The following is a 13269-nucleotide window of genomic DNA, read 5'->3' as shown; positions in this document are numbered from 1 at the left end:
CTACCCCTTGGCGTGCCAGGACAGGAACCTGCGGATTTCCTCCCGCTTGTCTTCCGACAAACCCGAAAGCTGGCTCTCCTCCAGATAGCCTTGTCGGATCAGGCCGGCAAAGACGATGAGAAGCTGTGAATAGCGATAGTCGAAAAGCTGATCGATCTTTCGCCGTTGCTGCCGCAGATAGTCCTCGATCTAACACATGGCCGCCGGTGTCGTCACGGCACTGACCTTGCTTTTGAGTTCGGCCATCATCTTGCCGAGTGCTACCTCCAGCGCTGCATCGAAGGCGCGGCGTGCAACCTTCTTTTCGGACGGAGACCATTTGAGATCGAAATTCATGGAATGCCTCCGCTCGCGCCTGAGGCGGCGCAGCTTTCCCGGTTAAATGGGTGGATGCGTCCCGGATATCATATCGGTCCACGGCCGGATACCAACACCACCGCTCGCTATGCCCGCAGCAAGTCGGCGAGGCTGTCCGACTTCTCGACCTTGTCGGTGAGATCGAGCCCGGACAAGAGGTCGACCAGATGACTGTTCATCAGCGCGGCGGCATCGGCGCTGTCGCCGGCTTCGATGGCGTCGACCAGCGCGTGGTGGGCGTGCTTCTCGCAGGTTGCGTCGCGGCGCTTCCAGTAGAGCGCGATGATCAGCGAGGAATGTGAGACGAGGTCGCGCACGAAGTTGGTGAAGACCGAATGCGCGGCGATCTCGGCGATGCCGACATGGAAGCGCGCCGACAGCATGATGGCGTCGCTGTCGCGACCATCATGCAGCGCCTCGTGCTCCTTCTCGAGGTGCGCCCGCAGTTGCGCGATGTCGGACGGCACCGCCGTCCTGGCGGCAAGGGCCGCGACCTTGGGCTCGATCAGCGCGCGTGCCTCGAACACCTCGCGCGCCTCGATCTTCGACGGCTGCGCGACGAAGGCGCCGCGATTGGGCTCCAGCCGCGCCAGCCGGTCATGCGCAAGGGCCTGCAGGGCGGCGCGGACGACGGTGCGGCTTACAGAATAGATCGAGGCCAGCTCGTCCTCGGGGAGCTTGGTGCCAGGCGCGAGACGATGGCTGACGATGGCGTCCCTCAGCCCATAATAGATCGGCGACCAGCGCGCTGCCGGCTTGTCGTCGCGATCTTCTTCCCTGAGTACCGTCAACATGCTTTCACTGCGCAGGCCCGACGCGGCCCGTTCTGCCCCCAAATCGCCAGCAGCCCGTTCAATCTAATGTCACTCGCGCGGCGGTCAATCCCGCGGATCCGATCCCAGGCCGTGCTAGCCTGACGAACCGACGCCCATCGGCGAGGCCGAGGCAAAGATGCCGGCGAAACGCTTGCCGCGCGGGGCGGCATAGCCGCCTACCTTCGATGTCCTCAAGCCCACCTTGAACAGGCTCTCGGCCAGGGTAACCGCGCAGACGACGCCGTCGAGGACCGGAACGCCGTGCTGCTGCGACAGGCTGTGCGCGAGGTCGGCCATGCCGGCGCAGCCCAGCACGATCGCCTCCGCGTGATCCTCGCGAATGGCGCGTGCGATCTCGTCCGAAATCTTGTGCCTCGCGTTCGAGCCCGGCTGTTCGAGGTCGAGCACGGCGACCTCCGAAGAGCGCACTTTGGCGCAGCGCGAGGCAAGCCCGTATTTCGCCAGATTGTGCTCGATGGCGGGAACCGAGCGGGCAAGCGTGGTGACGACACTGAACCTGCCGGCAACGAGACTGGCAAGGTGGAAGGCCGCCTCGCCGATGCCGATGACCGGCGCTTCCGTCGCGCAGCGCGCCGCATCGAGCCCGGTGTCGTCGAAGCAGGCGATCACATAGGCGTCGGCCGCCGGCGCCTTTCCCATCTCGGCGATGATGCCCGGTATGGCGAAGACCTCGTCGAAATAGCCCTCGATGCTCGGCGGACCGTCGGTCGGATTGACGGCGATGATTTCGGTCCCCGTTGACGCGACGCTTATCGCCGCCTCGCCGATCTTGGCGGTCATCGATGCGGTCGTGTTGGGGTTGATGACGAGTATCCGCATTAAAATCAGCCTCAGATCTCGCCGCCGAGATAAAGACGCTTGACCCGGTCGTCGGTCAGCAATTCGGCGGAGTTGCCGCTCAGCGCGACGCTGCCAGTGGTCAGCGCATAGGCGCGCTGCGAGATGCGCAGCGCCATGCGGGAATTCTGTTCGACCAGGAGAACGCTGACCTTCTCGTCGCGATTGATGGCGACGATCGAGCGGGCGATGTCCTGGACGAGTTTGGGCGCTACGCCGAGCGACGGCTCGTCGAGCAGCAACAGCTTAGGTTTCGCCATCAGCGCGCGGCCAATGACCAGCATCTGCTGCTCGCCGCCGCTCATCGTGCCGGCGGCCTGCGAGAAGCGCTCCTTGAGCCGGGGGAAACGCCCCAGCACCATCTCCATCGTCGCCGCTATCTCGGCCTTGCTGGAACGGGTGAAGGCGCCCATCAGGAGGTTGTCCCTGACCGTCATGAAGGGGAAGACGCGGCGTCCTTCCGGCACCATGGCGATGCCCATCTTGACGATCGCGTCGGGAGCGGCGCCGTCGATGCGCTTGCCATGATAGTGGATCTCGCCGGACCTGATCCGGTTGAGGCCGGTGATGGCGCGCAGGATCGACGACTTGCCGGCGCCGTTGGCGCCGATCAGCGCCACGGTCTCGCCCTCGTTGACCTCGAGGGAAACGCCTTTCAGCGCGTAAACGTGATCGTAGTAGAGTTCCACGCCGGCGAAGTTCAGGATCTGGTTCATAGGCCGATCGCCTCGTCTTCGCTGCCGAGATAGGCTTCGATCACCTTGTCGTTGGCCTGGATCTCCGACGGCGTTCCCTCGGCGATCTTCTGCCCGAAATTGAGGACCACGATGCGGTCCGAGATCTTCATCACGGCCGGCATGTCGTGCTCGACGAGCAGGATGGTGAGGCCGAGATCGCGCAGGCGCCGCACCATCGCCACCATGCGCATCGTCTCCTCATGGTTCATGCCGGCGAAGGGCTCGTCGAGCAGCAGAATCGAGGGATCGGTGGCAAGGCCGATGGCGATGCCCAGCGCCCGCAAATGGCCGTGCGGCAGGTTGCGGGCGATCTCATTGGCGAGCGAAGCCAGGCCAAGCAGCGCCAGGATCTCATCGGCGGACTGCCCGAATGCCGCTTCGTCGGCTCTCGCCGCGCCGGTGCCGAGGAAGAAGCCGGCGAGGTTCGCCTTCGAGCGCAGATGGTGCGCGATGATGACGTTGTCGCGCACGCTCATGTTCTTGAAGATCGTCGTTTCCTGAAAAGTGCGGACGACCCCCTTGCGGGCGGCGATATGCGGCGCAAGGCCGGAGATGCGTTCGCCCTTCAGGCGCACCTCGCCCGAGCTCGGCCTGAGGAACGACGAGATCAGCTTGAACAGCGTCGACTTGCCGGCGCCGTTCGGACCGATCACCGACAGGATCTCCTTCTCGCGCACCGAGAAGGAGACGTTGTTGACGGCGACGAGACCGCCGAAGCGTTTGGTGATGCCGGAGACTTCGAGCATTTCGGCCATGGCTCAAGCCTTCTTCCGGGTCGGGACCGTGAGGCTGAGCAGGCCGTTGGGCAGCACCAGCATCAACACGATCATCAGGCCGGAATAGATCAGGAGTTGGAACCGGCCGGTCTGGAACAGCATGTCCCAGCCGAAATAGAGCACCAGGGTGCCCAGCATCGGCCCGAACACGTAGCCGAGGCCGCCAAGGAAGCAGTTCAGCATGAAGTTGACGGAATCGGTGACCGTGAAGCTCGACGGATAGATCGACTGGGAGATCGCCGCGAAGATCGCGCCGGCGACACCGCCGAAGAAGGACGAGACGGCGTAGGCGATGACGCGCAGATAGGCGATGTTGACGCCGATCGATGAGGCGAGTTCCTCATTCTGCTGCAGCGACTGGCAAAGCTTGCCGATGCGCGAATGGACCAACCTGTACATGACCGCGAAGCAGACCACCATCATCGTGACTGCCAGCAGGTAGAAAGCGAGCCGCGAATTCTGAAGCGTGGAAAAATCAGGGATGATCGTCAGGCCGAACACCGACAACGCGCCGGGCAGCGGGATGCTGACGATGCCCTTGGCGCCGTTGGTGATCGGCAACGCCAGCGCCAACAGCCGCGCGACCTCGGTCAGCGTCAGGGTCACCATGGCGAAATAGACGCCGCGCAGCCGCAGGATCGGCAGGCCGATCAGCACGCTTGCGGCGGCGCAGAAGAGACCGGCCACCGGGAGCGTCAGCCAGAAGGACCAGCCGTGGTTCATCACCAGTATGGCCGAGACATAGCCGCCCATCAGCGCGTAGGCGCCCTGGCCGATGTTGATGCGGCCGATATAGAAGGTGAGCCAGACGCCGGCGCTGGCGATGCTGAGCAGCGCCACCGAGGTCAGCGTATAGTAGAGGTCGATGCGGCCGCTCAACGAGATCGCGGCCGGCACGGCGATGAAGACGACCGCCAGGAAGGCGACGACCGAAGCGATTTTCATGTTGCGATTGCGGGTCATGGCACGGTCAACCCCAAGGCTTGCCCATCAGCCCGTTGGGGCGGATCGACAGAAACACCATCAGGGCGGCGAAGATGACGAGGTAGGTGACGTCGCCATATTCGCGCAGCGCGGTCAGGCCGACCGACTCCATCATGCCGAGGATGAAGCCGCCGGCGATCGCGCCGCCGACGACACCGGCGCCGCCGATCATCACCATCAGGAAAGCCTTGATCGAGATCGGCCCGCCGATGCCGGAATTGACGCCGGTGATGGTGACCAGCAGACCGCCGACGACGCCCGCCAGCATGGCGCCCATGGCAAAGCCGATCATCGAATAGCGGTCGACCCTGACGCCCATCAACTGGGCCGCGACGCGGTCCTGGGCGAGCGCGCGCATGGCGCGACCGACACGGCTGTATTGCATGTAGAGGACGAAGGCAGCGATGAAGACTATGGCTAGAGCGCCGACGACCAGGCGGTCGTAAGGCATGATGATGCCGGCCTCGTTGAAGACGCCCTTGACGATCTTGGGCACGCCGCGCTGCTTCTCGCCGAAGAGAAGCAGGATGACGGCGTCGAAGAAGAACGCCGTCGCGGCGGCGAGCAGCATAGTGCTCTCCTCGCGGTGGCTTCGCCTTATGACGGTTCGAAAGAGAAACTTCTCCATCAGCGCGCCGATGACGGCAAGCGTCGCGCCGGACGCCAGCAGCGCCACGACGAAAGGCAGGCCGAGCTGGCCGTAGAGGGTGTAGGCGATGAATCCGCCCAGCACGTACATCTGCCCGTGGGCGAAATTGAGCACGTTCATCAGGGCGAAGATCAGGGTGAGCCCGAGCGCGATCAGCGCGTACTGGGCACCGAGATACAATCCGTTGGCGATGACCTGTTCCATGGACACCTTCGATCTTCCGCGGGGTCCGAGCATCGCCCGGACCCCCGGCATTCGGGAGGAAGCAACCTTAGGAACTAACCCTAAAGCGCGTCGCGATCTTTTCATGTTCGCTCATGCGCTTTAGGTTTTTGATTTCACGCATGTCTTTGTCCCGAAACCGGTTCCCACTTTCGGGAGACATGCTTTAGTCGACGGAGCCGACGAATAGGGTCTGGAAAGCACCGTCCTTATATTCGTTGACCACCATCGGCACGGCGAGCTGGCGCTTCTGGCCGAACGAGGTCGAGCCGACATAGCTCAGCTTGGCGTCGCCTTTCAGGAAGGGATTGGGCGCCGAGAAGGTGTCCATGGTCTTCTTGAATTCCGCGACGTCGTTGATTGCCGCCGGATTGGCCTTCAACGTGTCGAGGATGTATTCCAGCGCGTAGACCTTGGTGTTGGACTCGTCGTTGTACTCGCCGAACATCTTGGTGTAGCGGGCGACGAACTCCTTCATCTCGTCAGAGGCGATCTCCGGCGTGGAGGCGCCGCCGACGGAGATGAAGCCGTTGGCATATTCGCCGGCGCCCTCTTCCAGAACCTTGGCATCCTGCGCAGTCTCGGTCGAGATCAGACCTTCGTAGCCGAGCTCGCGGGCGGCGCGGATGAGCAGCGGCGCATTTGCAGGCGCCACGCCCGACAGCACCAGGAGGTCGGGCTTCAGCCCGACGATCGGCGTCAGCACCGGCGTGAAGTCGCGGGTGTCGTTCTGGTAGGTGTCGTTCTGCGCGACGATGTCGAGCCCGAGCGCCTTGGCCGCCTCGACACCGCTGTCACGCTGGCTGAGCGGGTCGGATTCGTTGGCAGCGACAAAGGCGATCGTCTTCACGCCCTTCTTTTCCTTGAGGTATTTGTAGATCGCCGGACCCGACTGATAGTTGGCGATCATGCCGAGCACGGCATTCGAGGCCGGCTTCTGGTAGAGCGCCTTCGGGAAGGCATAGGGGAAATAGATGATGCCGTTGGCCTCGGCGACGGGGCGCACCGCGGCGGCGCCGTCATCGACATTCGGCCCGACGACATAGTGGATCCCTTCCTGCGCCATCTTCTCCATGCCGGCGATGGCGCGCTTGGGGTCCTTCTGGTCGTCGAAGGTGACGATGTTGATGTTGTAGGTGTCGTCGCCGATCTTGACACCGCCTTTTTCGTTGAGCCAGGCGGCGCGCGTCTGCATCGAGCGCACATTCGAGGTGCCCCAGGCGGCGGCGGGGCCGCTGGTGACGCCAACGAAGCCGATCTTCAGCTCCTTGTTCTCGGCCTGTGCGGACGGCATGCCAACGGCGGCGATGGCCAGGGCCGAGACGGCGCCAAGCGCCATCGATTTCAGAGTCGAGCGTCGATTGATCATTTTTGCAGTTCCCCTTTGGTTATCGCGCTTTGTGTTTTGCTCGTAGGCTGCGCGGATAGCCTAAGGGAAACCTACTGCGGCATATTGTCAACATCTTTCTTATGTTTTGTATACAATGTTTGAGCCGAATGTGTGCGATGACCCATGGCCCGGCCGGAAACGGCGGCAACCAGAAATTGGCCGCCCGACGAGCGCAGCGCCTCGGCAAACCCGATCAGGATCTACAGGATCACAAAATAGCGAGGGTCGCGACTTATCGAGCCGGCGGCGCGCAATGAAAGAGCTGCCGCAGGCGGCCCTATTTCCCGCAGTGATGGTCGTTGATCTTGTTCAACGCGTTCGCGTCCGGCCCTGTCCGATGGTAGGAGCAGGCGCCCGCCGCGGTGGTGACCAGCATGGCGTCATAATAACGAGGACCGCCGAACAGGATGTCGATGAGGTCGCCTTCGGCCGGAACATAGCGCTCACGCTCGACCGGACGATGATGGTGCCTGTCGCCGGCGAATGCCGGGACGGACACGGCAACGGCCGTGCTCAAAACGAGAGCGGAGATCGCAAAGTATTTCGTCATCGTCAGCAACCCTTCTGCCCATCCGGTACCAAGGATATAGCCAAAATCGCCAGCGCAACAAAGGTTCCGTCGCAGGCTTGCCGGTGGCTCTCCGCTGGTTGCTAATGCAGATGCCTCAGCTTGTCGGGATTGCGCATCACATAGATGGCCGCGATCTTGCCGTCCTCGATGTCGAGAGCGGTCGTCTGCAGTTCGCCGTCGGCCTCCAGGGTGACGAAACCGGGCAAGCCGTTGATGAAGCCAAAGCGGACAAGCTGCGAGCGATTGTCCTGAAGCCAGGCGACAACGGTCTCGTATTGTTTGATCACGGCATCGAAACCGAAGACCGGCGCAATAGCCGCCGGACGCTTGCCGCCGCCGTCGGCATAAGCGCTGACATCGGCGCTCAGCATCGCGCCCAGTGCCTTCATGTCGCCGCTGCGCGAGGCGTTGAAGAAGGCCTCGGCAAGCTCCAGACCGCGCTCTTTCTCGACCTTGAAGCGCGGCCGCGCCTCGCGGACGTGGCTGCGGGCGCGGGCGGCGAGCTGGCGACAGGCGGCGGGGTCACGCTCGATCTCCGCCGCGACCTCCTCGAATTGCAGCCCGAACACATCGTGCAGCAGGAAGGCCGCCCGCTCGAGTGGTGACAGGCGCTCCAGCGCCAGCATCAGCGGCAAGGTGACGTCATCCGGTTCGTCGTCTTCGACAACGGGATCGGGAAGCCAGGAGCCGACATAGGTCTCGCGCTGGCGGCGGGCGGATTTGAGTTGATCGAGACAGAGGCGGGTGACCGTACGGCGCAGGAAAGCCTCGGGCTCGCGCACCGCGGCGCGGTCGGCCCTCATCCAACGGAGGAAGGCCTCCTGCACCATGTCCTCCGCGTCGGCGACGGAGCCCAGCATGCGGTAGGCGACCCGCACGAGCTTCGGGCGCAGCGGCTCGAAAGCCGCCGCCGCGCCCGCAGATGTCGGCTCCGCCGTCAAGCGGCGGCCGCCTTGCTGACGGCCTTCGCGTTGCCGGCCTTCACCGCCGCCGGATCGACAAAGCCGCCGAAGCCGACCGCGATGCGGTTCCAGCCGTTGATGATGTTGATCATCAAGGTGAGCTTCACCCGTTCCTCCTCGGTGAAATGGTCCTTCAGCGCCTCATAAGCGGCTTCATGCGTATGGCCTTCGCTGATCCGCGTCAGCGCCTCGGTCCAGCCAAGCGCGGCGCGCTCGCGGTCGGTATAGCACGGCGCCTCGCGCCAGGCCGCCAGCAGGTAGACGCGCTGCTCGGTCTCTCCGCGTTCGCGGGCATAGGTCGTGTGCATGTTGATGCAGTTGGCGCAACCGTTGATCTGGGAGGAGCGGATCTCGATGAGTTCGGCGAGTGCCGGATCGAGGCTCGACGCGATGGCTAGAGAGGCACGGTGCCACTCCTTCATCAGCGAAGGGGCGGCGGCAAGGGGGTCAAGTCTGGCAGTCATGGTCGGTTCCTTTCGTTGGTTCCGACCTCAAGACGAACGAGGCACCCGCCAATGTGACATGGCGCCGAATTTTTTTGCGCCCCAAGCCCCACTATTCGAACGAGTAAGTAAATCCTTCCGCCGAGGCGCCGACAGTCACCTTCGTCATCTTCGCGCCCTCGAGCGAGCGGTTGAGCACGCCGCGGCTGAGCTCCGGCAGCAGCGTGTTGGTGAGGATGGCGTCGATCATGCGGCCGCCGGATTCGATCTCGGTGCAGCGCGCCTTGACCAGGTCCATGACGCCGTCGCCGATGACCAGCTCGGCATCGTTGGTTGCCCTGAGGCGCCGCGCGATCTTGGCAAACTGGTGCCGCGCGATCGCCTCGATCATCGAATCCGACAGCGGATAGTAGGGGATTGTCACGACGCGGCCGAGGAACGCCGCGGGGAACACTTTCAGCAACGGGGCGCGCAGGGCGGTGTCCAGGTCGTCAATCCCGGTCCGCAGGGTGCCATTCTTGGTGCGCTCCATGATGACGTCGGAGCCGACATTCGAAGTGAGCAGGATCAGCGTGTTCTTGAAGTCGATGCGACGGCCCTCGCTGTCGTCCATCATCCCCTTGTCGAAGACCTGGAAGAATATCTCGTGCACGTCCGGATGCGCCTTCTCGACCTCGTCGAGCAGGATCACCGAATAGGGTTTTCGGCGCACCGCCTCGGTCAGGATGCCGCCCTTGCCGTAGCCGACATAGCCGGGCGGCGCGCCCTTCAGCGTCGAGACGGTATGCGCTTCCTGGAACTCGGACATGTTGATCGAGATCAGGTTCTGCTCGCCGCCATAGAGCGTTTCGGCGAGCGCCAGCGCGGTCTCGGTCTTGCCGACGCCCGAGGGACCACAAAGCAGGAACACGCCCACCGGCTTTTCCGGGGCGCCGAGGCCGGCGCGGCTGGTCTGGACGCGCCTGGCGATCATCTCCATCGCGTGGTCCTGGCCGACCACCCGCTCGGACAGAGTGGCGGCGAGCCTGAGCGCCTTCTCGGTCTGGCTGGACAGCATGCGTCCCGTCGGGATGCCGGTCCAGTCCTGCACCACGGCGGCGACCGCGTTGCGGTCGACCGACGGCAGGATCAGCGGCGTCTCGCCCTGCGCCGCGACGAGTTCCGCCATCAGTTCGCGCAGCCGCGCGAGGTCGGCGGCGGAACGCGCCGATCCCTCGGCAATCGCCTCTGCGACAGGCGCCTCGGTTTTGGCCGCTTCGCTTTTGGCTGCCTTGGCTTTCGAGCCTTTGGATTTCAAGGGCTTGGCGTCAGCCGCCTTGCTCTCAGGCGCCCTCGCCTTGGAAGCTTCGGACCCAGCCGGCTCGGCCGCTGCGGTTTCCTCAGCTGCCTCCTCGGCCGCCGCCGCATCGAGCGGCACGCCCTCGCCGCGCAGTTTTGCGCGCAGGTCGAGGATCTCGGCCACCAGCGCCCTTTCCCGATCCCAGCGCGCCTGGGCGGCAGCCAAAGTGGTCTCGGTTTCCGCCAGCCCGGCGTCGACCCTGGCCTGCCGGTCGGCGACCTCGATGCCGATCGCCGCCTCACGGCCGATGATGCCGCTCTCCACTTCCAGCGCCTGGCGGCGGCGCAGAATGTCCTCGACTTCGGCAGGCGTCGCATGCTGCGAAATCGCCACCCGTGCGCAGGCGGTGTCGAGCAGGCTGACCGCCTTGTCCGGCAATTGCCGCGCCGGGATGTAGCGATGCGAAAGCGCGACCGCCGCCTCGATCGCCTCGTCCAGTATCTGCACCTTGTGGTGCTGCTCCAGCACGCCGGCGACGCCGCGCAGCATCAGCACGGCCACCGCTTCCGACGGCTCCTCGATCTTGACCACCTGGAAGCGGCGGGTCAGCGCCGGGTCCTTCTCGATATGCTGCTTGTATTCAGCCCAGGTCGTGGCGGCGATGGTGCGCAACTCGCCGCGCGCCAGAGCCGGCTTGAGCAGGTTTGCCGCATCGCCGGTGCCTGCAGCACCGCCGGCGCCGATCAGCGTATGCGCCTCGTCGATGAACAGGATGATCGGCACCTCGGAGGCCTGGACCTCGTCGATGACCGCCTTCAGCCGCTTCTCGAACTCGCCCTTGACGCTGGCGCCGGCCTGCATCAGCCCGACATCCAGCATGCGCACGCTGACGTTCTCAAGCGTCGGCGGCACGTCGCCCTGGGCAATGCGCAGCGCAAAGCCCTCGACCACCGCCGTCTTGCCGACACCGGCCTCGCCGGTCAGGATCGGGTTGTTTTGCCGGCGTCGCATCAGGATGTCGACGATCTGCCGGATCTCGGGATCGCGGCCGACGACCGGATCGATTTTGCCGCCGCGGGCGCGCTGGGTGAGGTCGGTGGCGTATTTCGCCAGCGCCGAATCCCCGCCCGGACCGCGCTTCATCGGCGTCTCGGCGGTGGCCGCGGCAGGAGGTGAGCCGGCTTCGAGCGAGCCTTCGGTGACATCGGCGAAGCGGGAAATGACGCCGTCGGCATCGATCTTGTCGAATTCGGCGCTGATCTTCGATACCAGGCCTTCCAGCACCGGCGTCTTCAGGCAGGCAAGCAGAATATGGGCGCTACGCAAGTCCTTTGTGCCAAATTCGAGCTCCGCCAGGCTCCAGGCTTCCTGAATGGCGTGGAAGATATGATCGGAGAACTCTTCAATCGACGTCGCGCCATATGGCAGCTTGTCGATGGCGCGGGTCATATCCGCCGAGAGCCGGCTTGAGTCCACTCCAGCATCGGCAAGGATCATCTGCACATCCGAGCGCTCGGAAAGCACCAGCTGCTGGATGAAATGGACGAGCTCGACATAGGGATTGCCGCGCAGCTTGGCCGTGTCGGCCGCGGCCTTGAAGGCGCGCACCCCCGTGGCGTTGAGCTTGGCGACCAGTTCCTTACGCTTGAAGCTCTGCGATGACCGGCGCTGTTCCATCGAACCTGCTCCCGCAACCTGCCGACCGTACCCTGCCATATAAGCGGCTACTTGACAAAGCCGTGTGATGGGCCGTGTGACGGATAAGGCGTTTGGATCCATCCGGGCGGCACCGCCCGGTTACACAAGCCTTGCAAACTCATCCAACAAACACCGGATTACCGTCCGGGCTATGCGAGCCATTTCACATACCGGGCCCGGCAATCGCGCAATGGGTTTCGCCGAAGAAGACGGTCGCGTTTAGCTTCCGTTAGTTTTTGAGCGGCTGCTCAATTGTGGTAGTGTGAGACCGTGTGATAACGTTGCGTCACATAGGGGTCTCAGGGCCGCTGGCTGGGGGTTAGTGTGATTGATCTCGCACTCTGGCTGAATCCTCTGAACGGTGAGAATCCGTCGGGAGAGGACTTGCGCAACGACCCGGCTTTCCATGAGCTGGAGCGCCTGGCCGAACCGCAAGTCAAGGTTGTCCACGACGGCAACAACAAGCCAACGTCGCAATCCAGTCCGGTCGACTGGGCGACTGTCCTCGAAAAAGCGGAAGAACTGCGCGCCCGCGGCCGGGATTTGCGCCTGCTGGTCATCGTCGCGCGCGCGCTCGCCAACGAAGACGGGCTGGCAGGCCTGGCGCAGGGCCTGACGCTTATCGCCAGGACCTTCGACCAGCATTGGGACACGATGCATCCGGCATTGCGGCCGAACGCGACGCCGCGCGACGCCGCCCTGCGCCGCATCAATGCGCTGCTCGATCTCCAGAACGGCCAGGAAGGCCTGCTGGCCAACCTTCGGGAGACGATCTTCTTTTCGCCGCGTCAGGTCGGACCGATCAGCGGACGCGATCTCGAACAGGGCGCGCTCGACGAGCGCGTCATGCTGCAGGAAGCGGCTTCCGGACTGGGCGCATCCGAAAAAGCGGCGTTGGCGACTGCCCACAGCCAGCTCTTGAACCGGGTGCGCAGCGGCTGCGCGGCACAGATCGACCAGGCCGGCGACGCTATGACGTCGCTGCTCGCCGACGCCCGCGCGGCCATCACCGCCCTCGACGAGGTCGACGCCGCTCTCAACAAGCGCATCGAAGGCAACGGCCCAACCATCCCGGAATTGAAACGGTTCCTGCAGCGTTTGCAGACGACGCTGGAGCGGAATTCGGCCGCCGGCACAGTTGCGAACGGCGCCACAAAGCCGTCCGCGCAACCGGCGGAACCGGCAGCGCCGGCCCGAAACGGTCGCGCCGATGGGATGGGAGCCCAAGCGATGGGAGCCGAGACAATGGCAAATGTCGCAACCTATGCGGAACCCGGCGCCGGGCTGCCGGACCGGATCACCTCGCGCGACGACGTCGTCAAATGCCTCGATCTGGTCGTCGCCTTCTATGACCGCACCGAGCCGTCGAGCCCGATACCGCACCTCGCCCGCCGCGTGCGCCGCATGGTGCACATGGATTTCGTGGAACTGATGGAAGATCTCGCCCCATCGGGGCTGAAGGAGTTCCGGCTGCTTGCCGGTGTCCCCGATCCCAAGAAGCCGGCCCAGAAGGATGAAAGGTAACAAG

14 protein-coding genes are annotated in these 13269 nt (G+C 64.2%); 1 reads left to right on the top strand and 13 read right to left on the bottom strand.

Features of this window, described 5'->3' with window-relative positions; genetic code table 11:
• From RFM40_RS21885 to RFM40_RS21825, 13 genes are all read right to left on the bottom strand, one after another.
• A complete protein-coding gene (locus tag RFM40_RS21885; RefSeq protein WP_320278231.1) occupies positions 1–177 on the bottom strand; it encodes a hypothetical protein in 177 nt (58 codons plus the stop codon).
• Between the two features lie 12 nt (positions 178–189).
• A complete protein-coding gene (locus RFM40_RS21880) occupies positions 190–336 on the bottom strand; it encodes a hypothetical protein (protein WP_320278211.1) in 147 nt (48 codons plus the stop codon).
• 107 nt (positions 337–443) lie between these two features.
• Positions 444–1151 carry a GntR family transcriptional regulator gene (locus tag RFM40_RS21875; protein ID WP_126101661.1) on the bottom strand — a complete coding sequence of 236 codons (708 nt, stop codon included), beginning with the start codon at positions 1149–1151 and terminating at the stop codon, positions 444–446.
• Positions 1152–1265: 114 nt separating this feature from the next.
• The gene (locus tag RFM40_RS21870) at positions 1266–2012 is read right to left on the bottom strand and encodes an aspartate/glutamate racemase family protein (RefSeq protein ID WP_320278210.1); all 747 of its coding nucleotides are present in this window, start codon (positions 2010–2012) and stop codon (positions 1266–1268) included.
• 11 nt (positions 2013–2023) lie between these two features.
• The gene (locus tag RFM40_RS21865; protein ID WP_320224356.1) at positions 2024–2746 is read right to left on the bottom strand and encodes an ABC transporter ATP-binding protein; all 723 of its coding nucleotides are present in this window, start codon (positions 2744–2746) and stop codon (positions 2024–2026) included.
• Positions 2743–3522: an ABC transporter ATP-binding protein gene (locus tag RFM40_RS21860; protein WP_320278209.1), complete on the bottom strand. Its 780-nt coding sequence runs from the start codon at positions 3520–3522 to the stop codon at positions 2743–2745. Before RFM40_RS21860 ends, RFM40_RS21865 begins: the two co-directional genes overlap by 4 nt.
• 3 nt (positions 3523–3525) lie before the next feature.
• Positions 3526–4506 carry a branched-chain amino acid ABC transporter permease gene (locus RFM40_RS21855; protein ID WP_320224359.1) on the bottom strand — a complete coding sequence of 327 codons (981 nt, stop codon included), beginning with the start codon at positions 4504–4506 and terminating at the stop codon, positions 3526–3528.
• A gap of 7 nt (positions 4507–4513) precedes the next feature.
• Positions 4514–5380, bottom strand: coding sequence for a branched-chain amino acid ABC transporter permease (locus tag RFM40_RS21850; protein WP_320278208.1), 867 nt, complete (start codon positions 5378–5380; stop codon positions 4514–4516).
• Positions 5381–5564: 184 nt separating this feature from the next.
• Positions 5565–6767, bottom strand: coding sequence for an ABC transporter substrate-binding protein (locus tag RFM40_RS21845; protein ID WP_320278207.1), 1203 nt, complete (start codon positions 6765–6767; stop codon positions 5565–5567).
• 298 nt (positions 6768–7065) lie between these two features.
• A complete protein-coding gene (locus tag RFM40_RS21840) occupies positions 7066–7338 on the bottom strand; it encodes a hypothetical protein (protein WP_320278206.1) in 273 nt (90 codons plus the stop codon).
• Between the two features lie 101 nt (positions 7339–7439).
• Positions 7440–8300: a sigma-70 family RNA polymerase sigma factor gene (locus RFM40_RS21835; RefSeq protein WP_320278205.1), complete on the bottom strand. Its 861-nt coding sequence runs from the start codon at positions 8298–8300 to the stop codon at positions 7440–7442.
• Complete coding sequence (locus tag RFM40_RS21830; RefSeq protein ID WP_126101670.1) at positions 8297–8785, bottom strand: carboxymuconolactone decarboxylase family protein; 489 nt, start codon at positions 8783–8785, stop codon at positions 8297–8299. The genes RFM40_RS21835 and RFM40_RS21830 overlap by 4 nt, the downstream gene beginning before the upstream one ends.
• Before the next feature lie 91 nt (positions 8786–8876).
• Complete coding sequence (locus RFM40_RS21825) at positions 8877–11720, bottom strand: type VI secretion system ATPase TssH (protein WP_320278204.1); 2844 nt, start codon at positions 11718–11720, stop codon at positions 8877–8879.
• A gap of 345 nt (positions 11721–12065) precedes the next feature.
• Here RFM40_RS21825 and tssA point away from each other — a divergent pair, with 345 nt between their 5' ends.
• Entirely contained in the window at positions 12066–13265 is a 1200-nt protein-coding gene (gene tssA / locus RFM40_RS21820; protein ID WP_320278203.1) for a type VI secretion system protein TssA, read from the top strand.
• The last annotated feature ends 4 nt before the right edge of the window (positions 13266–13269 follow it).

The sequence above is a fragment of the Mesorhizobium captivum genome (assembly GCF_033977165.1).
Taxonomy (GTDB): domain Bacteria; phylum Pseudomonadota; class Alphaproteobacteria; order Rhizobiales; family Rhizobiaceae; genus Mesorhizobium; species Mesorhizobium captivum.
The sequence above is the reverse complement of the archived record's forward strand: the minus strand, read 5'-3'. Positions and strand labels throughout refer to the sequence as shown.